This is a genomic window from Flavobacterium faecale, assembly GCF_003076455.1.
GTDB classification, from domain to species: Bacteria; Bacteroidota; Bacteroidia; order Flavobacteriales; family Flavobacteriaceae; genus Flavobacterium; species Flavobacterium faecale.
The window spans coordinates 2369651-2392581 of sequence record NZ_CP020918.1; the positions used below are offsets into that span (position 1 = coordinate 2369651).

At 35.6% G+C, this 22931-nt stretch carries 17 protein-coding genes and 1 pseudogene; 4 read left to right on the forward strand and 14 right to left on the reverse strand.

The genetic code is table 11. The features are described from left to right. Positions 1 to 252 precede the first annotated feature (252 nt). The 3 genes from FFWV33_RS10245 to FFWV33_RS10255 all read left to right on the forward strand — a co-directional run bounded on the left by FFWV33_RS10245 (position 253) and on the right by FFWV33_RS10255 (position 2974). Positions 253 to 1908 (forward strand): sensor histidine kinase, encoded by a 1656-nt coding sequence (locus FFWV33_RS10245; RefSeq protein WP_108740813.1) that lies wholly within the window; start codon positions 253 to 255, stop codon positions 1906 to 1908. After that, positions 1905 to 2537, forward strand: coding sequence for a response regulator (locus FFWV33_RS10250; RefSeq protein ID WP_108740814.1), 633 nt, complete (start codon positions 1905 to 1907; stop codon positions 2535 to 2537). The genes FFWV33_RS10245 and FFWV33_RS10250 overlap by 4 nt, the downstream gene beginning before the upstream one ends. A 113-nt stretch (positions 2538 to 2650) precedes the next feature. Next, positions 2651 to 2974 carry a hypothetical protein gene (locus tag FFWV33_RS10255; protein ID WP_108742520.1) on the forward strand — a complete coding sequence of 108 codons (324 nt, stop codon included), beginning with the start codon at positions 2651 to 2653 and terminating at the stop codon, positions 2972 to 2974. Between the two features lie 353 nt (positions 2975 to 3327). Here FFWV33_RS10255 and FFWV33_RS10260 read toward each other — a convergent pair whose 3' ends face one another. Beyond that, a complete protein-coding gene (locus FFWV33_RS10260; protein ID WP_108740815.1) occupies positions 3328 to 3795 on the reverse strand; it encodes a hypothetical protein in 468 nt (155 codons plus the stop codon). Between the two features lie 960 nt (positions 3796 to 4755). After that, positions 4756 to 5496, reverse strand: a complete 741-nt coding sequence (locus FFWV33_RS10265; RefSeq protein WP_108740816.1) for a hypothetical protein — start codon at positions 5494 to 5496, stop codon at positions 4756 to 4758. 118 nt (positions 5497 to 5614) lie between these two features. On the opposite strand from FFWV33_RS10265, the pseudogene FFWV33_RS19765 reads away from it, so the two are divergent. Continuing rightward, positions 5615 to 5868 (forward strand): annotated as a pseudogene (locus FFWV33_RS19765) (IS91 family transposase); the annotation flags it as partial. Positions 5869 to 6200: 332 nt separating this feature from the next. Here FFWV33_RS19765 and FFWV33_RS10270 read toward each other — a convergent pair. The 12 genes from FFWV33_RS10270 to nirB form a co-directional block, all read right to left on the reverse strand. After that, on the reverse strand, positions 6201 to 6959 hold the full coding sequence (locus FFWV33_RS10270; protein ID WP_245891729.1) for an ABC transporter ATP-binding protein: 759 nt from the start codon (positions 6957 to 6959) through the stop codon (positions 6201 to 6203). Positions 6960 to 7946: 987 nt separating this feature from the next. Continuing rightward, a complete protein-coding gene (locus tag FFWV33_RS10275) occupies positions 7947 to 8786 on the reverse strand; it encodes an ABC transporter ATP-binding protein (RefSeq protein ID WP_108740818.1) in 840 nt (279 codons plus the stop codon). 94 nt (positions 8787 to 8880) lie between these two features. Further along, the gene (locus FFWV33_RS10280; RefSeq protein WP_108740819.1) at positions 8881 to 9969 is read right to left on the reverse strand and encodes an ABC transporter permease; all 1089 of its coding nucleotides are present in this window, start codon (positions 9967 to 9969) and stop codon (positions 8881 to 8883) included. A 215-nt stretch (positions 9970 to 10184) separates the two neighbouring features. Beyond that, on the reverse strand, positions 10185 to 11561 hold the full coding sequence (locus tag FFWV33_RS10285; protein ID WP_108740820.1) for a CmpA/NrtA family ABC transporter substrate-binding protein: 1377 nt from the start codon (positions 11559 to 11561) through the stop codon (positions 10185 to 10187). 23 nt (positions 11562 to 11584) lie between these two features. Next, entirely contained in the window at positions 11585 to 12847 is a 1263-nt protein-coding gene (locus FFWV33_RS10290; RefSeq protein WP_108740821.1) for an alginate export family protein, read from the reverse strand. 323 nt (positions 12848 to 13170) lie between these two features. Further along, a complete protein-coding gene (locus FFWV33_RS10295) occupies positions 13171 to 13875 on the reverse strand; it encodes a Crp/Fnr family transcriptional regulator (protein WP_245891481.1) in 705 nt (234 codons plus the stop codon). A 457-nt stretch (positions 13876 to 14332) separates the two neighbouring features. Continuing rightward, positions 14333 to 15814 (reverse strand): MFS transporter, encoded by a 1482-nt coding sequence (locus FFWV33_RS10300; RefSeq protein WP_108740822.1) that lies wholly within the window; start codon positions 15812 to 15814, stop codon positions 14333 to 14335. Positions 15815 to 16387: 573 nt separating this feature from the next. After that, the gene (locus FFWV33_RS10305; protein ID WP_108740823.1) at positions 16388 to 17044 is read right to left on the reverse strand and encodes a response regulator; all 657 of its coding nucleotides are present in this window, start codon (positions 17042 to 17044) and stop codon (positions 16388 to 16390) included. Between the two features lie 311 nt (positions 17045 to 17355). After that, positions 17356 to 19164: a sensor histidine kinase gene (locus FFWV33_RS10310; protein ID WP_108740824.1), complete on the reverse strand. Its 1809-nt coding sequence runs from the start codon at positions 19162 to 19164 to the stop codon at positions 17356 to 17358. Between the two features lie 4 nt (positions 19165 to 19168). Beyond that, entirely contained in the window at positions 19169 to 19756 is a 588-nt protein-coding gene (locus tag FFWV33_RS10315; protein ID WP_108740825.1) for a DUF4202 domain-containing protein, read from the reverse strand. A 35-nt stretch (positions 19757 to 19791) separates the two neighbouring features. Continuing rightward, on the reverse strand, positions 19792 to 20169 hold the full coding sequence (gene nirD, locus FFWV33_RS10320) for a nitrite reductase small subunit NirD (RefSeq protein WP_108740826.1): 378 nt from the start codon (positions 20167 to 20169) through the stop codon (positions 19792 to 19794). An 89-nt stretch (positions 20170 to 20258) separates the two neighbouring features. After that, positions 20259 to 22766, reverse strand: a complete 2508-nt coding sequence (nirB, locus tag FFWV33_RS10325) for a nitrite reductase large subunit NirB (protein ID WP_108740827.1) — start codon at positions 22764 to 22766, stop codon at positions 20259 to 20261. Positions 22767 to 22931 lie beyond the last annotated feature (165 nt).

Genomic DNA, 22931 nt, shown 5'->3' on the forward strand with positions numbered 1-22931 from the left:
ATAAGGAATGAAATTGCAGAAAAATGACATGAAATTGTAATGATAGTGGTGATTATTGAATCGAAAGGTAAGCACGTTCAAAATCGAATGTGTGCAGCTAAATATTCGAAAGAGTTCTAGTAAATTGATTATCGAAGGATTTAAAAACGGATTTAAAAGTGTTATAATTTAATGTTGATTTGTAATAAAATGCAGTTGGTTTCTATTTATAATTTAAATCAGCTATTTTTATAAAAAAAAATACAAATTGTAATGAACATCAAAACATTAATCCTCATTATCATTAATAGTTTGATCGCGTTGGTGATTGCGCTTTTGGCTATTTCGTCGTACAATGAGTTTTCGACTGTTTTGAATGATCGTGTTTTGTTGCAGCTCAATTCAATCAAGACACTCAAGAAAAATCAAATTGAGCACCTTTTGCAATCAGAATGGGAGCGGTTTGAAAGTACTAAATCAAGTTATAAAACAGATGAAGCTAAGCTACTGAAACTGCCGGACAGTATTAAAAACAGGAACGGAATCCATGATTTTACAGCTTACAATCCAACTAAAACTACAACCTTAGGGTTTGTCTCATCATCCGAAAATGGGACGGTTGTCAAAATTTTAGATTATAATAAAATAAAAACTATTTTGCTCGAGCGCACCGGAATGGGGAATAGTGGTGAGTCCTACCTCGTGGGCCAAGATTTTCGACTGCGCTCTCAATCTCGTTTTTATCCAAACAAAACTCCTTATGGCATAAGGGCAAAAACAAAAGGAGTTGTAAAAGCTTTTAGGGATGTAAACGGTCGTGGCATTTTTGAAGATTACAGAGGCGTTGAGGTGTATAGTGTGTACAGTCTTATCAAAATTTCAGATTTAAAATTGGTTATTCTATCTGAAATTGATGTCGATGAGGTCACAATGCCTTTGGATAAATTGAAAGAAAGACTCGTAGGACTAACTCTTGTCATCTTTTTATTGGCTGTAATGTTGTCTCTTTTTCTAACAAGATTTATAACCAATCCCATTAAGAACATGCAAAAAAGCCTGAAAATTATGGCTGAAGGAGATTATAATCAAACCAATGAGTTTATAAAAAATTCGAAAGAAATAAAGGAAATGTTTGATGCTTTGGCCAATTTAAAGGCGTCTTTGCAAGGTGCCGTGCAATTTTCAGATGCTATTGGAAAGATGAATTTAAATACCAATTATACTCCTAAAAGTTCTAATGATCTTTTGGGGAAAAGCTTGGTAGCGATGAGAGACAAGCTAATTGAATTCCGAAATAACGAAGAAAATACTAGAATACTATCTAAACGAATGTTGGTTAATGGCATGGAGAATGAAAGGCGTCGTTTATCGCGAGAGCTTCACGATGGCGTAGGACCGTATTTGACCTCGCTGAAACATTATATCGAAAATAGGGTAGTGGACGAATCGAAAAAAACAGAGATGAAAAAGATAGTTGATGACACCATTTCAGAAATACGGTTGATGTCAAACGCCCTAATGCCAGCTTCAATAGATGATTTTGGAGTGGGTGTAGCGTTGACAAATTTTATTGAAAGCCTGCAAAAGTCGACGCCGGTGACCATTGAATTTGAAGATTTGACTTTGCAAGAAGGTTCCAATATTACCAACCATCAAGCGATTAATCTTTTTCGAATGAGTCAAGAGCTCATCAATAATACTTTAAAGCACGGGAAGGCGCAAAATATTCGAATTACACTGTCAGAATTTGAAGAATTTATTTCGCTATTTTATTATGATGACGGAATTGGTTTTGATGCAGCGACAGTAAAATTAGGATTAGGAATTAGTAACATTAAAGAACGAGTTGAAATTTGCAATGGTAGCATTATAATTGATGCTAAGCCAGGAAATACAACTTTTGAAATTGAATTACCCATAGAATTATGAATGAAATAAAAGTGATAATAGCTGATGATCATGAGCTTTTTCGAAAAGGACTTGAAGAGTTGCTTAAAAAACATGATGATATAAAAATAGTCAGTACTGTTGCAGATGGAGCAGAGTTTTTGACATTAGTAAAAAGTAGTTTTGACGCAGATATTGTTTTGCTAGACATTACTATGCCAAATACGGATGGTTTTCAGGTTTTAAAAGAATTACAAGCGTTGGGATCAGACATCAAACCTATTGTAATTTCGATGCATAACGATGGAAATTACATAGCCAAATGTGCAAAGATGGGTGCTTTTGGTTACCTACTAAAAAACACTGACGAATCAGAATTAATTTTGGCGATACGCATGGTGTATAAAGGTAAAAAATATTTTAGCGCCGAGATTTCCGAGAAAATGATCAATTTTATGGCAACGCAAAGCATCAGTGAAAATGTATTGTCCAACAAAGAAACAGAAGTTTTAGGGTTGATTTCTACAGGATTAACAACCAAAGAAATTGCCGCCAAACTGTTTGTGAGTTCGCGTACGATAGAGACCCATCGTGCTAGTATTTTAAAAAAATTAGAAGTAAAAAACACCGCCGAACTTATCAAAAAGGCTACTGAAATGAATTTGCTTTAAAGCTGTTAAAATAGTCTATCCGTATAAATACGGATACAGATTGGGTAGATTCACATACTTCCAAAAGCCTACTTCTCGTCCTAAATTTGTATGGAACGATAAAAGTAATGGTTATGAAAAAAGTACTACTGATTTTAGGATTTTTATTTTTTTCTCTAGGTGCCTTTGCACAAGAAAAAAGTAATGTAAGACAGAACGAGCTAAAAGGTCCAGCGTATAAAAACTATAAACCTTGGATGCACGAAACGGTCCCTGTGAAGATATATACAGATAACAATAAACAAGATCTCAAAGGACCTGCTTACAAAAATTATCAAGTGGCGAGAGATACTTCAGAGAAAGATTTGGTTCTTGTTACCACAAACGGTGATGCAAGACAAAAGTTGAAAGGGCCAGCATACAAAAATTTTGGACCTTGGACCAAAAAAGAACAATAAATTGCTTGTAAGGGTCTGCAAAATGGCTGCAGACCGCAGCATTTTTATCATTTTAAGTAAGTAGTTTGTGGTAAGTGAGCTCGATATTATGTCGGGCTCATTTTTTTTTATGATGTATAGAATAGCAATTTTGAAATCACAGTTTTTTGCTGTAATTGGGTAAAAGTTGGAGTTTTTTTCCTAAACATCTAAACTTGTTTATCGATATCCCCATAGTGGCGGAAGTAGGGCTTTTAGCGTGTTATGAGCAATAACCGAAGGGTTCAACCGCGGTTTCATTAGTTCGTCAGTTCGCTATCGATTGGGTGTTGGTTTCTCGAGCCTGACGAAATCTTTGCTGTTTTGGGTAGTACTTATTTTTCGAGTTCAATTACAAGTTTGTCAATTTCGCTATTTATTTCAGATACTGAAATATAATTTCCATTTCCAATTGAAAATAAATTGTTTGATATTTTTATTAAATTTCCCATTAAAGAATTATTGGTTGGTGTCCAAATTTTTCCCGTTTTAGTTTTTCCATTATTGTCAGCCGTAATAAAATAATATGTTTCACCATCTGTGCTATAAATTTCATTATCATAACTTTTTGTTTGTTTAGCTAATAGTTGGAATAAATGACTGATTTTTGAGTAAAATTTTTTATCGATTTTAAGTTTTTTACTTTCAAATTTCACGTTTTTTTTGTTTTTAGCACGCCAGTAACTTTCTGATGGAGTAATAGAAACCACAAAATATTCTTCGTTTTTCTTTTCGATTGAAAAGGCATATTCTTTTGAAAACGACGGAATAACAATGAATCTTGCAAATGGAATTTCAGACAATCCATCATAAAAATATGTATTTAAGTTTCTGTAATAATTTTCTAAACTACCACCAACATAAAAGCTTGCGGGCTCTAAATGTTCCTTTTGCCCATAATTTATTAAAGTGTTGAATAATATGAATGCAAAAATTATTGTTCTTTTCCTACGGAATTTTTATCGTATTACCCATAACGTCAGTCTGTAAAAAAACCTCCGTTCATTTCCTCAAATATAAGTAAATAATTAATGTAATCGAAAGAAAAGTTTTATAATTAAGTATGTGACATATTTCAGGAACACCGCGCAATCAACTGTTTTTATATAGTTTGGAGGAAACTATTCTACTTAATGACTGAGTGTTCAGGCTACCGTATATCTGCGCGATCGAGATGTCTTTTGCGCATTATTATTTCGGCAGTTTTTGTAATTCCAATTATTATTAAGTGTGCAAATAAAAATAATCCTCCGTAAAACAAAATCGCTAGAGAGTTTCCGTATTTGAAATTTTCTTCATCAGAAAATATGTAAACCATAAAAGAGAAATAGATTATATAAATTAGAAGATTTACTTTGAAAATTTTCTTTTTGTTAATTATAAATCCTCGAATAAGATAAATAAGTAACAAAATGTAACAAATGTAAAGAGTGATAAACTCGGAATCAATGGGAAGCATATTTTCTGATTTGTTTTAGTTTCTGCTCGGGTATCTGCGTTAACGATAGTGAGTGATTTAACTCATTAGGCATTTTCTATGCGTTGCGAAAAGTATCAGTTTGCGGGCACCGGTAAATACCTGCGCTAAGGATTATGCATATCTGCGCGATTGGGTTAGCTCAAAATGGCTATTAGCAAACGTTTTATTTATTAGAAATATGTGATTTTTCTTTTATCTAATTTTACAAGTTTTCCCATTCGATTAAAAGTTTTTTTCTCAATCCAATTATTTTCTTTGTCATAAATGTATTCAAAAGATTGAATTACTTTTTATCTTGGTTGTAACTGACTATAACGTTATTCTGTTTATCGTATTTTTTTGATTCAAAAAAGATAGGGGTTTCATTATAAATATATTTTTCGTTTGATATATTGTTTGATTTTGAGTCTAAATATTCATAGATTTTTTTTGAATATATTGTGTCATGAGTGTAAGTTTCATTTTTATAAATCCTACCTTTTTTATCATAATAAAATATAGAACTTATTTTAAAAGATGTTTCTGGACGTCTAGTATATAGTTTTTCCTTTTCGCTTTCTTGGACATAACTATAAAAAAGAGTTCCGAGCATTCTACCTTTTTGTTCTATAATTACAGTTTCTTTATTAGGAGAACTATATTTCCAAGTAGTTGTGTCTGGATATTTAAAAGATATTTTTTGTTCGTTTTTTATTACATCTCTCTTATTATATTCATAACTCCATTCTTCAGCTTTTACTGTCAATTCATTATTCGTATAATATTCTTTTTTGTTAATTAAATATCCATTTTTATTAAATGTAAAATCAATATGGCAATTAACGAATGGTTCAAAGTTTAATTTATAAATATAGCTTGAATCGATCATTTGGGACACTTCATATTCCCTATATTCTATTGCATTCACCTTACCATTTAATTTTTGTCTTTTTAAGTCATCATAATGAAGTCTGTCGCGCATTTGACCATTACAAAGCGAAATGAAAAACGTGAATGTTAATATAAATATTTTTCGTGCTGTCATAATATGTTTGCTAACGAAAATCTGTGAAAAAACCTCCGTTTGTTTACTCAAATATAACTAAATAATTAATGTAATCGAAAGAAAAGTTGTATATTTAAGTGTGTGACATATCACAGGAACACTGCGCAATCAACTGTTTTTCTCTAGTTTGGAGGAAACTATTTTACTTAAGAGTTTTGTGAAAACAAGATTTTACGGTTTTTGATTAACATCCCGAAAAATCAAGATAGGATTTGGAAGCGAGAGAAACTAAAGATTTTACAAGAAAAACTAAAGGTGAAACCCCAAATAAAAGTAGCCAAAGAATCGAAAATCAGAAAATGTCAATGCTGTAAAACGGGCAATTTGCACACTATTTTGCTGTTTGACTAGCGAGGTCCGCCTGCTTGGTATTTTGCCGGTAGTCAAAAATTACCTGCTGCAAAAACTAGTTTGTGGGTAGGGCAAGGATGCAATAATGTGAAGGACAACACAATGAAACCAGCTTATTTACGGCTTAAAAAAAAAAGAGGACGTTTTGTCCTCTTGATTCAGAAGCATCGGGAGCGCTGTACTATTTTTATATTGTATCGGAATTATGTTGGAAGATCTAGGATTAAAATATAAATTCATTTTGCATTTAATTTAAGTGTTGCACAAAAAAACCGAACAAGAAAACGAGGCCTGTTCGGTTATTTAAATTTACTAAATTTTTGGGGGAACTTTTAATGTTCTAAGAAATTGATTAAATGTTCTCTATTTTTATAATAGGTTTCATGTTCCAAAATAGCCTTTCGATTACGGGGGCGGCTGTAGGTTATGTCAAGTATATCTCCAATTTGTGCACGTGGACCCGAGGTCATCATAATCACGCGATCGGCCAAGAAAATAGATTCGTCAACATCGTGCGTAATCATGATTCCGGTAGTTTTTTCTTTGTCCAAAACTTCGAGCAAAACATCTTGCAATTCGCCTCTAGTTAGTGAATCTAGCATTCCGAAGGGTTCGTCCAAAAGTAAAACTTGAGGCTTTAGTGCCAAAGCTCTTGCGATTCCAACACGTTGTTTCATTCCTTGTGAGAGGTCTTTTGCTTTTTTATCGAATGCGCCGTCGAGGCCTACTTTACTGAGGTAGTATTTACAAATGTCTTGACGTTGTTTTTTGGTTGCATTTGCAAAAACTTTGTCTACACCCAACTGCACATTTTCCATAGCACTCATCCAAGGCAATAAACTTGGCGACTGAAAAATCACGCCACGGTCTGGTCCAGGACCCGAAATAGGGGTTCCGTCTAAGATGATTTCTCCTTTTGTAATCGGATTCAAGCCAGCAATCATCGAAAGTAATGTTGTTTTTCCACAACCCGAATGCCCGATGATCGAAACAAATTCGCCTTCTTTTATTTTTAAATTCAAGTTCTCAAGTACCACAAAATCACCATTTGGAGTAGGGTAGACTTTGGTGAGGTTGGATAGTTCCAACATGTATTTTTCAAATCCGTGCGGGTCTCTTTCTGTATCTGGGGTGGTATGTGGTGTATTTGTCATGATTTAAATTTTTTATAAACTGTGTGTTTGGTTTTTTAAACACATAGATTTATAGATTTTAGTTTGCGTTGAAGGCGTTTTACTTTCATAGGGAGCATAGCGCTATGTTTATTCAATTTTTAAAGGTATGTGTTTGTTTTTCAAGCACATATATTCATGGATTTTAGTTTGCATTGAAGGCGTTTTACTCCCATAGGTATCATAGCGTTATATGAATTCAATTTTTTTAAACACATAGATTCATAGATTTTCAGTTTGCGTTAAAGTCATTTTACTCTCATAGTTAACATAGTGCTATGCGAATTCAACTTGTTGAACTATGAACTCTTTTTTTCTATGCTTCTATGTGTTAAATCCTCTTTTAAACTGTTTGTCTTTTAAACACATAGATTCATAGATTTTACTTTGCGTTGAAGGCGTTTTACTCTCATAGGTAACATAGCGCTATGTGAATTCAACTTGTTGAACTATGAACTCTTTTTTCTATGTTTCTATGTGTTAAAACCTTTTTTAAACTTTGTGTTTGTTTTTTCAACACATAGATTCATAGATTTTATTTTGCGTTGAAGGCGTTTTACTCTCATAGGTAACATATCGCTATGTGAATTCAACTTGTTGAACTATGGGCTCTTTTTTTCTATGTTTCTATGTGTTAAAGGCGTTTTACTCTCATAGGTAACATAGCGTTTAGTTCTTTAATTTTCAATTTCTAATAATCTTCGTGTTTGTTATTTTAAACACATAGATTCATAGATTTTAGTTTGTGTTGAAGGCGTTTTACTCTCATAGGTAACATAGCGCTATGTGAATTCAACTTGTTGAACTATGAACTCTTTTTTCTATGTTTCTATGTGTTTTTAACCTTTTTAAGGCTTTGTTTTTTAAACACATAGCTTTAAAAAAATTTAGTTTGCGTTAAAGCCGTTAATCAAATTTCATCGGGACCAAATCGGGAAGCTCATATTCTGTTACTTCGAGTCCGGCGGTTCTTTCTTGACCAATTTCCATCAAATATTCAATGATTCCGTTTCGTAATAATTTGAAATTATCGTTGTGGTTCAGTGCAATTTTGTTTCTTGGGCGGTCAATCGAGATATCAAATTCGGGTCCCAAAGTTGCTCTTGGTCCTGGTCGTAACGGAATCACTCTGTCGGCCATAAAAACACCTTCGTCTACATCATTGGTGATCAATAGGGCAGTACGTTTGTCTTCGCTCCAGATAGATAGAATCTCCTCTTGAAGGTTTCCTCTTGTCAGAGCATCGAGTGCACCAAGCGGTTCGTCCATCAAAATCAATTCTGGCTTCATGGCCAAGGCTCTCGCAACTGCTACACGCTGGCGCATACCACCTGAGAGTTCTCTCGGTTTTTTGTGTGTGGCGTGAGCAAGATTAACTTTTTCGATAAAAGACAAAACCTGTGCATCCACCTCCTGCGCGGTCCAATCTTTGAAAACCGCTTTTACCGCCATTGCAATATTGTCATAAACACTAAGCCAAGGCAGCAAAGAATAATTTTGGAAAATAATTCCTCGCTCGTGACTCGTCCCTGAGATCGGTTGTCCTTTAAAAAGAATTTCTCCCGAATCAGGTTCGATCAATCCAGCCAACAAATTAACCAAGGTTGTTTTGCCGCTTCCAGTAAAACCAACAATGGCTACAAATTCGCCTTCTTCTATTTTTAAATTGATATTCGATAAAACTTCGGTTTTGTTTTTGCCTTCACCGTAGGATTTGCAAACATTTATAAGTTCTAAATAAGCCATTTTTTTTGTTTTTTAGTTGCTGTATAAAAGTTTCTAAGTTTCTGAGTCGCTAAGTTTCTAAGTAACTTAGCAGCTTAGAATCTTAGCAACTCTTTTAATCCGTAAACGTTAATAATTTTTGAAAAATCATCATGATACGATCCAGCATGAACCCGATGATACCAATTACAAACATGGCAACTATAATTTTCGAATTCGAATCACTAGAACCATTTTGGAATTCTTCCCAAACAAAAGATCCTAAACCTGGACTCTGAGCCAAAAGTTCGATGGCAATCAATACCATCCAAGCCACAGATAACGTAATACGCAAACCTGTAAAAATCATTGGAAAAGAGGACGGAAGAATAATCTTGAATATTTTTTGAAACGTCCCTAGTTGCAAAACCTTCGCTACATTCATAAAATCTTTGTCTACAGACGAAACCCCAACGCTAGTATTAACCAAAGTCGCCCACATAGAACAAAGTCCGACACTGATAAATGAAATAACAAATGATTTTTCGACATCAACATTGGTCAACATGGTTTTTACAATCATCGAGACCAATAAAAGCCAAACTACAGGCGAAACGGGTTTCAAAATTTGAATGATCCAGTTAAAAGAGGTACGCAAAGTGGTACTAAGACCCAAAACAATCCCCAGCGGAACAGCGATTATGATCGAAAGCAAAAATCCTGCAAATACAGTTTTTAAGCTGGTTTTGATTTGGTCCACAAAGGAAGGACGGCCGGTGTACACAATTTCGATTTCGCCATTGGCTGCACGCTCTTTGTTGATGGTTTCATATTTATCTACAAAATCTTGTTTTTTTGCATCCATTATTTTATGATCTTCCCACAATTTTCCAAGGGCAGTCGCCACCATTGCAGGTGAGGGCAAAGAGTTGGGTCTACAACTCAAATCACCTGATGCTATGCAGTCTTCTAGTTTTTTTGCCGCTTCGGGACCTTGGTCTTTCAGTGCTTTTTCTATTTTTATTGTAGATTCAACATTATTCAAATAATTTGAAAATGACTGCCATAAAAGGATAAATACAACAACAGATAAAAGTGGGAAAAGAATTCTCTTGAAAGCTTCTTTTGAATTTTTTTTCACTTCTTCGCCAGTACTTAATCGGATGAGTGGTTCCAAATACCCCAGTCCCATGAATTTTACGGTCTTTATTAATTTAGTTTTCATATTTCTTTATTTTATAATATTGGTCTAAAAAAGGAGCTAGTAGTTCTTGAAATAGTAGTCTCTTTTTTGTAGTAAAAAATAGGTCTTGTTTTGTTTTCTAAAAAAAATGAGGGCACTAGTACAGCACCCTCAATTTTAAATGCTTTTTTTTATTCTAAGTATTTCAAGGAGTAGGGAACACATAAGCTTACCTACAGATCCTCATGATTCATAACTTAGTTTTTGTTCCCGATTTTCATACTTTTAATGTATTCCAATGGTTTTTTACCGTCGTACTGAATTCCGTCAATAAAGTCAGATGTAGGCTCTTTGTATCCGTCTGTAGTAGGAATATCTTCTTGAGATAGGTTTCCTTCTTTAACCAACATTTCGGCTGCTTTTTTCCAGATTTCTGGCATGTACACCTCTTTGATTTTTGAAGCATACCAGTCAGCAGGTTGTGCTTCTGTGATTTGTCCCCAACGTCTCATTTGTGTCATGTACCAAACTCCATCAGAGTAAAAAGGATAGGTTGCATTGTATTTGAAGAAGACGTTAAAATCTGCAGCATCGCGTTTGTCTCCTTTTTCATATTCGAAAGTTCCAGTCATTGAGTTTTTCAAAACCGCCTCGTCTGCACCTACATAAGCAGGACTAGATAAAATTTTGACAGCTTCATCTCTATTTTTAGGATCATCCAACCATTTTCCTGCTCTAATTAAAGCTTTGGTAATTGCTATAGCTGTATTTGGATTTTTCTCTACAAATGCTTTTGTCATTACAAAAACTTTCTCTGGGTGGTTTTTCCAAATATCACGTGAGGTGATTACAGGCACTCCAATTCCTTTACTTACCGCTTGCTGGTTCCAAGGTTCTCCCACGCAATATCCGTTGATTGTACCTGCTTCAAGTGTTGCTGGCATTTGTGGTGGTGGTGTTACAGACAAAAGTGCCTCGGCATTAATCATTCCTTGAACATTATCTTTGGTGTACATTCCAGGGTTGATTCCGCCTGCCGCTAACCAATAACGCAATTGGTAGTTGTGAGTAGAAACGGGGAATACCATACCCATTTTGAATGGTTTGTTGGCGTTTTTGTACTCCTTAATCACTGGTACCAAAGCACTAGCCGATATTGGGTGTACTGGTTTTCCATCTTTCAACGGTAACGAAGGTTTCATTTTTGACCAAACATCGTTTGAAACAGTAATTGCATTTCCGTTCAAATCCATAGAGAAAGTAGTTACCAATTTGGCTTGTCTTCCAAAACCAACAGCAGCAGCAATTGGTTGTCCTGCCAACATGTGAGAACCGTCAATTTGTTCGTCAATCACACGGTCCAAAACATTTTTCCAGTTAGATTGTGCTTCTAGGGTAACAAACAATCCTTCGTCTTCAAAGAATCCCTTTTCTTTTGCAATGGCTAATGGCGCCATATCGGTTAGTTTGATAAAACCCAAAGTTACTTGTGGTTTCTCCAATTTTAATTTCTCTGTAGTGGTTGCAGTAGCTGTTCCGGTAGCTGCATCTTCTTTTTTTCCTTCTTTTTTACAGCTCATTACACTAAGAGCAGTGATGGCTAGTAACGAAATTTTGAATACTAATTTTTTCATCTTATTTGTTTTTGTTCGTTGTATTATTTTTTGCTCGAAAATATTTGCGGGTTGATGTTCACCATCACATAAGCCCAGTTGTTAGTCGTGTCTTTAAGCCCTGTTCCGCCTTTAAGTGCTACCATAGAACTAGAAGCAAACATTTGAGAATATCCTGCTACCAATGTGATGTCTTTGTACACTTTGTAAACAGCTGTTAAGTCGATTTCGGTTCCCAAATACTTATCAGATGTTGAGGATAATTCATTTGCTGAGCTGAAAATATGTGGCGCGACAGAAAGGTTTACCTTCTTGATCGGGAAATCTAGTTTAAGGCTTAGGTCTTGTAATCCTACAGATCCACCGTGGTTCCCAACATAAAAGTAGTCCATGAAACCATTGAAGGCATGGTTGGTACCAAATACCGGGTTGAATGACTTGACTACTGTAGACGTAGAGGCTTGGTCTTTACCAGATAAATATTCGTAGCCTATTGTCGCTTTGAATTTTGGTGCGAATGCGTAGCCTAAATTGGCTGCAGTCTCAAAAGCAGAGACTTCATTTTTTCCTATTTTACCAGTTTGTCCGTAAAAACTAAAGTCAAATGTTGTTTTCTTTCCGGCATAGTTTGCATACGTACCAAAGGTTTGTGAATAGTTGGTTTCTATTTCAGCAATTGTTTTTTGATATTCTCTTCCTAAGTTTAAGGCCAAGAAGCTTACACCCAATTTCTTGATGTTGGTATGGTACCACGCATACTGCATGTCTTTGAAGTCTGTAGCAAATGGTGTAGTTGGTGCTACCTTAGCTTCAGAATCTGAGTTTAAAGCAAATCCTAAGTCCAATGCGCTTGTTTTTCCTTTGTATTTGATAACAGCAGCATCAAAACTACGACCTTGATTAGCCCAGTCCAATCCGCCTAATATCCTTTGATTATCATAAGCAATAGATTGACGTCCTGCTTTCACACTCCATGAATCGGTAAAACTATACTGTGCATACCCTTCAAATAATGCTAGTCCATTTTGAGTAGAAGCCGAATTTCCTAATGTGTTTACATTTCCCCATGTACGAATGTTTTGAAAAGCTACTTTTACCTTTAATTTGGCATCACCATAATTTAAATTTACTCTTGAACGTTGCCCAATAAATGATGTATGGCTTGTAGTTGGAGTTAACAGGGTACCAAAACCATTGGTGTATTCATAACGAGGACGTATTTGAAGATCGGCATTAAATTCTTGTGCATAGGTACTAGCACTAATAAATCCCAAAACGGAAAAAGATATTGTTTTTAGTAACTTCATAGTTGTTGTTTTAAATTGATAAATTGATTGCTGTTTGTTTACATGACAAATATACGTACGTATTTATACGTAAGTTAAATGTAAAAAGCATTAAATAAGAAGTTTTTTAAAAGGTTTTAATCGAATGTAACACAGTTAAATAGCTGTTTTTTGGCAGTTTTTAAGCATAAGTATCATGTTTGTAGTTGGTTATAATATTTAGTTTTATACGTAGTAGTGTGTAACTGTATTCTATGTACGTACGTATACAGTCAATGGAGTTTGTAACAAAAAAAAAGCCCATTATAAAAATGGACTTTCGTACTAGGGGAGAAGTATATTATTTAGAACTGCCTGTGTTCTATCAATTCACCTTGCAATTTATTAATTTGAATAAGGCTTATTTTTTTTCCAACGGTATTGATGAGGGCTTCTTTTTTTAGACTCGAAAAAATACGGGTCACCTGTTCGTCTGTCGTTCCAGCAAAATCGGCAATTTCTTTTCGAGAAAGACTCACATTAATAAGGTTGTTGGTATGTCCAAATTTTTTGAATAAGTGAAGCAAGGTGTCTATAACGCGCTCTCTCACATTCATTTGAGCAATTTTTTTAACTTTGTTTTCGCTTTTATTCAGTTCCTCAGCATAAAAAAGCATCATATCATAAGTAAACTCAGGTATTGTTTTTAAAATTTGTTCCATAACATCGTTACTAAAGTTGCATAACAAACTATCTTCGAGTGCTGCGGCGCCAATTAAATACCTATTTCGAGTACCAAACCCTCTAAAACCCACCGTGTCACCTTCTACAGCCAAACGAACGATTTGTTCCTTGCCATAAATCCCGGTTTTTAGAATTTTGACTTTTCCTTTATACAAAAAATAAAGCCCTTGAATTGGCGCCCCTTCGATCATAAATTGCTGTCCTTTTTTGCAAGCAAACGAATTTTTTTGCAAGGCAAAATCTTGCATCTTTTCTAGATGAAGGTGTTTTTTAATAAAACAGCTCGTATTATCGCAAGTGGCACAGTCAATATTTAATCTTTTCATGGTAACTTATTTTAAGCACATTTGTGTGCGTCTGTAAAAGGAATAGTAGGCTTGTTTTGGCTTTGGGTGTAACAAATTTAAATAAAATTAAGTATTTGTACTTAAGATCAAGAAGATAGATTCTTTTTTGGAAGCGGTTTTGAGTATGATGTAATTATCGTTTCTAATTTTGTCTATTTGTCAATTTTGCCAACCAAATAATATAACATTGATAATTTTGCTCCTTTATTCGAAAATTGGCAACTAGGGTTCAGCAGGCAGAAAAAGGTTCGTTTATGTAATCATTAGGCAGTCAATGGCAACAGGATACTGCATTATTATCGAAAAAGAAATGCCACTGATAAAAATGATTTCGATAGAATTAATCCTTTTGAATCATCTTGATCAGTGGCAAAATCTTTAATTATGACTGTGCTATTATCGAAAGTTTAAAAAACAATTCAAACTTGGATAAGCATTAATTTTTTCTATCAATTTGGTTGGCCATTCCTGGCTGTTTTTCATTCATCATGTTGGTAATTGTTACATGCATCCAAATCAAGCAAATCACAGAGAAGATAAGAACAAATATCCATGAACTTGACCAAATACCGGTTGTGGTTAATAAGTAGCTGAAGATAATGGGACAAAAGAAGCCACCCAATCCACCAAGTAATCCGACCATTCCACCGACAACGCCAATTTCATTCGGAAAATAATCTGGAATGTGCTTGTATACTGCTGCTTTCCCTATTCCCCATGAAACCCCGATCAGAATTACCAAGATGAGGTATACCCACATGTTGGCGTCAAAGCTGATGCGTGTAACACCTTTGGCAATAACTTCCTTTTTATTTACTTCTTGATTTTGTTCTACAATTATTTTTTGCCAAGACGATTTCGTTGGAAAAATACTTCCTTCTTCTATCTTTTCTGGTTTTGAATCAATAGGAAAATCTTTGTCGCCTATGCGCACATTGTCTGGGCTTATAGCGGTAATGACGCCTTTTTTTCCTGCCATTACACCAGGACCGGCAGTGGTGATTTCCATTTTTGGAATCATAAGCAAGGCACTCAAAATTACCGACGAACTCAATACCCAATACATTACTTTTCGAGCTCCAAATTTATCTGATAACCAGCCACCAAAAGCGCGAATCACACCCGAAGGTAAGCTAAACATAGTAGCAAACATTCCGCCCATCACCAAGCTGGTGGAATATACGTTCATGAAATTGGGTAATAACCATTGTGAATACGCAACAAAACAACCAAAAACTAAAAAGTAATAAGCTCCAAATCGCCATACTCGAGCACTTTTTAATGTAGTTAACATTTGCGGAATCGTGCGGTTTGATTTTTCTAATTTTCTGTTTTCGGCGAAGAATAAAAATAACAGTCCGATGAGTAATAATGCTGCACCATAAACAATTGGTAGCATTTTCCATCCATTTTGAGCATCGGATATTGAAAAGTGATTTAAAAGCGAAGGCGCTACAAAAGTAGTTATGGCGGCACCAGCATTACCCATTCCGAAGATTCCTAATGCTCTACCTTGCCATTCTTTTGGGTAAAAAATAGAAGTATAACCAATTCCGACCGCAAAACTAGTCCCGACTAAACCAAACAAAAAGCTCAGTATGGCAAACATAAAAAAGCTATCAGCCAAGGGTAGAAGAAACAAAGGCACAGAGCAAACTAGTAATAAAGTGGCAAAAACATATTTTCCTCCATATTTATCAGTCAAGATTCCGATAGGCAAACGCATAATCGAACCCGTTAAAATCGGAATACCTAATAGCCATCCCACTTGGACAACGCTCCAATTAAAGATTCCTTTGTCTACCAAAAAGGTAACCAGTACACCATTTAATGTCCAACATGCAAAACAAATGGTAAAAGCCAGCGTGTTAAGAAATAACATGCGATGCGATTTTGATAATGAAGATGAATTTTCCATATATACTTAAATTTTTCATCAAAGATAAGTAGTAAGCACTAGTCAAAACCTGCTAAAACGCAGTTTTTTCAAAATAAGTACGTATTTTTACGTAATAGTACGTAGTTTTTATTGGTTTTGAGATTTCCGTTTATTTTTTAGTCATTTTTGAGGTTTATGCAAAGTAATAAGATGGTCAACTTGTGCATGTCATGCTGAATTCCGAGGAGTCGGGAGTGGATTGGGCTTTATTTAGGTACAAAAACCTCCAAAAAAGCATTCCGCCCAACAGTTCGGAATTATCGCTCATGCAAAAAAAAAGATGCGATTGAAGTATATATTCAAAGTAGATTTTTTGAATTGCGTCGGGATTTATCCCGATGTTTTTTTGGATGGATGAGGTAGAATGATTTTTTTTAGAAATTTTTAATTCGTGACATTCGTGTAATTCGTGGCCAAGACCTCCAATAAATCTAGGATGTATATATTAATAATTCGTGGCTAAGACCTTCACCGATTGTAGTTTTATAAAAACAAAAAATCCGTTCGATCAAAAAAATGAAGGAACGGATTGTATAATAAGAGGACTAAACTTTATAGTAATGAATACTCAGTAGCTTTGTTTGAAAGCTCCATTAAGTTTTTGACTTTTAATTTTTTCATTAAGTTAAAACGGTGCACTTCGGCAGTACGTTTACTGATTTCTAAGGTTTCGGCAATTTCTTTGTTTCCTTTGCCAGAGAGCAAAAGTTTGAGGATTTCTTTTTCTCTTTTGGTAATCGTTAAATCCTCCGCCAATGCTGTTTTTTGTTCAATAGGACCACCATTCGATAGTTGATTGATCAAAATAGAAGAAATATCTCCGGTGAAATATTTGCCACCATTGCTTACGGTATATAGTGCCTTTAAGAATTCTTCTTTACTAGACCCTTTAAGTAAGTATCCGTCTGCACCAGCATTGATGGCCTTAAGTACGTACTCTTCAGAATCGTGCATAGAAAGTACGATTGTTTTGACCATATTACCCTTTTTACGCAATTCATCTACGGCTTCAATTCCGGTCATGTTGGGCATTCTGATATCAATAATCAATAAATCAGGTTTACTTTCTTCAACAAAAGTAAGGGCTTCGAGGCCATCAGTCGCTTCGCCAACGACCAAAATATTCGCTTCTGATTCCAATAGCGATTTTACTCCATCGCGTACAAAAACGTGGTCATCTGCCAAAACTACTCGAATAATATCACTCATAATGTACTTAATTTAGAATAAAATAGGGTTACGTACTTACCACTAAAACGGCCTGCAATATACGTATTTATTCCTTAGTTTGAACAAAAAGTAAAACGCCATAAAAGCGCAAATCTTATTTATATCAAGCGATGAAAACTGAAAATAATTAGGAATCTTTTTCAAAATGAAATCAGTAACCAAAAGATAATTGTCCCTTTCGAGAAGAAAAAAAAGGATTCAAAGATTTTTAAGCTGTACTCAGGTTATTTTATATTTTTTTGCAAAATAGTTCTGGTTTATAAAAGGTAGCGTCTTCGTGCTAAACAAAGTTAAATAGGAATATTAAATGTAATTCGGGTCCCTTCGCCCAAAATCGAGTTAAAGAACACGCGTCCGTTGATGTATTGAATTCTTTCTTTCATAAAAAGTAAACCCATACCAGATTCACTTGTTTTCTTTTGGTCAACGGTTGCCAGATCAAATCCTTTTCCGTTGTCGTCAATCGTAATGCTCAGTAAGCTGTTGCTGTGCGAAAGTTGCACTATAATATGAGAAGAATCAGCGTATTTTATTGCATTGTTAATTGCTTCTTGGGTTAAGCGGTACAAGTTAATTTCGATCAAAGAATCCAAACGTTGATTAAAATCGGACTTATTGTAAAAAAGAATGTTTTTCCCGGTTAGTTTTGATAGTTCAACGGTCAGTTTTGTAATAGACGAAACGATACCGTGGTCACTCAATTCTGGTGGCATTAGATTAAAAGTAGCTGTTCGAACACCTTTAATAATATCGAGCGATAATTTTTTTAAGTATTCAATCTTCTGTGCCGACTTTTCTTTGTCATCAAGATTGATACTTTCGAGACTAAACTTCAAACCAGTAAGCATTTGCCCAATTCCGTCATGAATCTCACGTGCGATTCGGTTCTGTTCGTTCTCTTGATTTTCGATGATTTTGCTCGAAATGATTTTTTGCTGATTTATTTTTTCTGCGATATTTTCGGCATTTAGACGCTCTACTTCTTGCTCGGCATTTTTTCGAACCGTAATATCAAAGCAAATAACAAGTAACTCAGATTCTTGCTTTCGGATCGTAACCGGAATCATAGACAAATCCAGCCAGGTTGATTCGTTGTCTTTGTTGGTTAAATGAATTTCGCCTTGCCAACCACTTTTTTGCTTTTCGGTAATAATTCGGCTCAAAAAATGTTGTTCCTTTTCAACAGAGGTAAGTACTTCTGGAAATTTTTTATCAGCATGAAAAGCAGTGTAATTAATCAGTTTGGCAAATTTTTCTCCTATATGTATGATCGTGCCATCATTGGCAACGCGACAATACAAGAGCGTGTTTTCCATCGCATAGTTAAGCGACTTCAACTCCTTTACCGAGTTCTCCTTTGATTCGCTCAAAATCTCTGTATTGTAAGCCAGTTTTAAGGCTTTTTTCTCAGAGGTTAAGAGCTTTGTGATTAACTCTTCAATATTTTTGTTGGTTGGTTTAAAAATAAATTGCAACTCTAGCAGCAAAACAAGTAAAGTGAAAGCAAGAATTGCGTATTCAATATTTCGTTGTAAGGTCACTTTCTGAAAAGCTTCTGTTTCATATTGCCCTACAATTTGATTCATTTTTTTTAAGAACAACTCTTGATTGTAAAGCACTCGCTTAATCAAAGGTTGGTTTAAAACCGGACTACCGCCTGATTTTCGATTCTGAACAATTTGCTCAGATGTCTGAATAATTTGTTGCAGGTTCGGGCTTATATTTTGGTACAGCTCCGTTAATTTTGGACTATGCTCTTTGGGGAAATTCAGTTTTTTGTCACCGAATTGTAAGGCATTTTGGGTTGTTGTCCACAAGCTTATCGTGCTATCGATGGTCTGGATTTGCTCGGCAGTTTTAACCGGATTGGTAAAAGTATTTAGAATCAAAATCTCCTTCACTAACTTCTGACTTAACATTCTCTGTCTTCCAGAGATATTGATTAATCGCGAATCATCCAATTGCGTATTAATGTTATACTGAACCACTAACTGACTCAATAATACCGTAATCGCAATGGTGACTAGCGCAAAAATATAGCGTTGCTTTAATTTTTTGAAATTAAAGTTTTTAGCAGTTTCTGATATACTTTTCTTCATAGGCTTAGATTCCGAGTGCCTCCTTGATCAATGCTAGATTATCTGCTGAATAATTGATTTTTAATGCCGCTTCATGACCTGCGTCCGACATTTTATTCCAAGTTTTTAGGATGATATTTTTGAGTTTTTCGGTCTCGTGTTTCGCTACAAAAGGCTCTAAATAAAATTCCATAAAAACCAAGCAGATTACATCTTCTAGCAATTGGGTTTCGGCATCTTTTTTTAGTAATTTCTTTTCGATCAAAAAAGTTACTCGAGCAATAAATTCAGAATCATATCCAGCTTTTTCAAGAATTTCAGCGGTAGTTTTTGCATGAAATTTTTTCAAATCTTCTCTCCATTTCAAATAACCTACACGATCCATAGGGTAGGAGTCGCGAGCAATTTTCCAACGACAAATATGTTGCGCTTTGGATGCAATTTGTACCGCCTCTGAAGCAGAAGGACAAAAATCCATAAGTTTCGCAAACATTCTATTGGAGTACAACAGTTCTTTTGGGAAATTTATGGATTCGTGTTGGTCTATATTTGGATCTTGAGCATTTTCGGCATCAATCCATTGGCTTGCTAGCTGGAAGGGAGTCGTTGTCATTTGAAGTGTTTTATTGATCCTTCAAAGATACATATTTAATCAACAAAGCCAATCAATACTTCGCCTTCAACAATTTTAACGGGATATGTTGCGATTTTGTAATCGTTACCGTTTAGGTTGGTTCCGTCAACCAATGAGAAGTTGTTTTTGTGCAAGGGACAAGCAATTTTTGGAGTATCCTCAGACGATCCAATCATACCTCTTGACAATACCATCTCCATTTTGTGAGGGCAAACATTTTGGCAAGCGTACCATTCATTTCTTCTTTCAAAATTGATAACTGCAATTTGTTTTCCTTTATATTTCACGCATCCACCGCCATCTGCAGGGAAATCAGTTGTTTTTCCAGCGTTGAACCATATCTGCACATCATTTAATGCTACTGTTTGGTATTGTTCTAGTATTTCTTCCATGCTGTTCTATTTTTAAGTTTTGAATCCTTTGATAACGCTCGTTTTAAAGGATTCTGAGGTTGCTTTTTATATTTTTTTTCGATCAAAACTTACCAAGCCTTTGGCATTTTTTGCTCTCTAAGTGCGATGTATTCAATAGAATCATCACGATCATCAGAGTTGGTAAAGTGACTGAAACGTTTCATCATTTCAGGATCTTCAATCGCTTGTTTCCATTCGCACTCAAAGGTGTCTACAAGAGTTTGCATTTCAGCTTCCAAGGTTTCATTGATTGCTAAACTGTCATCGATCACCACTTTTTTCAAGTAATCAAGACCACCTTCTAGTTTTTCTAACCAAGTTGAAGTTCGCACCAATGGGCCCGCGGTACGTATGTAGTACATAAGGAAACGGTCCATGTATTTGAAAACGGTTTCTTTGTCTATTTGCTCGGCCAGTAATACGGCATGTTTTGGGTTGGCACCACCGTTACCACAGATGTATAAATTCCATCCGCCTTCTACAGCAATCACACCAAAATCTTTTCCTCTTGCTTCGGCACATTCACGAATACAAGCTGAAACACCACCTTTTAATTTATGAGGAGATCGAATACCTCTGTAACGATTTTCAAGTTCGATAGCAAATGTGGTACTGTCATCCATTCCGTAGCGACACCAAGCATTACCCACGCAGCTTTTTACGGCACGCAATGATTTTCCGTAGGCGTGACCGCTCTCAAAACCGCTGTCTATTAATTTTTTCCAAATCGCTGGGAGATCATTTAGTTCTGCACCAAACAAATCGACACGTTGTGCTCCTGTAATTTTTGTATATAAATTGTATTCTTTTGCAACTTCACCAATCGCGATTAATTTTTCGGCAGTAACCTCACCACCGGCCATTCTTGGAACTACAGAATAGGTTCCGTTTCGTTGAATATTAGCCAAAAATCGATCATTAGTGTCTTGTGAAGTCACATGCTTGTTGGCTGTGTCATTATAAATACTAGAGAATATTGAAGACAATAACGGTCGACATACCTCGCAACCATCACCTTTTCCAACAGTACCAAGTACCTCATTATGATTGGTGAATTTGTTTATTTTTACGATATCAAACAATTCTTGACGGCTGTAAGCAAAGTGCTCACAAACTACATCTTTCACCTCTTTTCCAAGTGATTTTTGGGTTTCTTTGACAAGGTCTACGACCATAGGTTTACAGCCACCACAACCAGATGTTGCTTTGGTTGCTTTGATAACATCGCCAAGTGTTTCGCAACTTCCATCGGTAATCGAGCAACAAATTGCGCCTTTGGTTACATTTTCGCACGAGCAAATTACGGCAGTATCAGGCAAATCCATTGCGCTACCCATCGAGGAAGCTTCGCCACCTCTGGATCCTAAGATTAGATCTTCAGGATTTTCAGGAAGTTTCATGGCGTTGCTATAAATTTGGAATAAACTGTTGTAATCGCTTGAGTCTCCTACCAATATTCCGCCAAGCAAGGTTTTTCCATCCTTGGTAACGTTGATTCTTTTGTAGGTTCCGTTAAATTTATTTTCGAAAATAATAGCGGTTACATTTTCATTTTCGATAAAAGGATCACCAAAACTAGCCACTTCTACACCAATCAATTTTAACTGTGTTGACATGTCAATGCTTTCTCTCATGACCTTTTCAGATCCCAAAATTTGTTCGGCTACCACATCGGCCATTTCATATCCAGGAGCAACAAGTCCGTAGATCATTTGATTGTACAACGCTACTTCACCAATGGCATAAATGCTAGGATCAGACGTTTGCATTTTATTATCCACTACAATTCCGCCACGTACGCCTACTTCAAGACCAGCGCTGCGTCCTAGTTCATCTCTAGGCTTAATTCCAGCCGAGATAACCAGCATATCTACCTTCAAAAGTTGGTCCTCTTGAAACATCATGCCTGTGATAGCATCGTCTCCGGCAATATATTGGGTCGATTTGTTGAGGTGGATACCTATATTAAGTGCTTCGATTTTTGATTGTAGCATATCACTAGCGCCTTTGTCCAATTGTCTTGGCATTAAGCGAGGTGCAAACTCAACTACATGTGGGTTTAGACCCAAATCACGTACCGCTTTTGCAGCTTCAAGCCCTAGTAAACCACCACCAAGTACAGCAGCCTCAGTAGCGCCATTGATTTTTATTTTTTTGGCATACGCCATAATTGCGTCAAGATCTTCGATAGTTCTGTAAACAAAAACGCCCTCTTTTTCTACTCCTTCAATAGGAGGTACAAAAGCGGCAGAACCCGTAGCCAAAACCAAGTAGTCATAAGAATGTGTTTTTTCTAAATGCGTGGTAATGGTTTTGTTCTCCTTATGAATATCTGTAATTAATTCTGATGTATTTAATAGAATGTTGTTTTGTTCGTACCAATTTGAAGTAGACATTGATAAATCATCAGCTGTTTTTCCTGCAAAGTATTCGCTTAGGTGTACACGATCGTAAGCACGTCTCGGTTCTTCGCCAAATACGGTAATTTGATATTTCTCTTGGCCAGATTTTGAAATGAACTTTTCGCAAAATTTGTAACCCACCATGCCGTTTCCGACTACTATTATTTTAATCATACTATCAATATTAAGTATTACGTAGCAAATATACGTAGTTATACTTAATTCAAGAGCAAGGTTTTGTAATTTGTACTAATATTTGAGGATTAACGAACATAGCCTTTCTAAAATGCGTTTTTTGTAATTTTGGTTCGAAAAATCACTAATTATTTAGGTATTCGG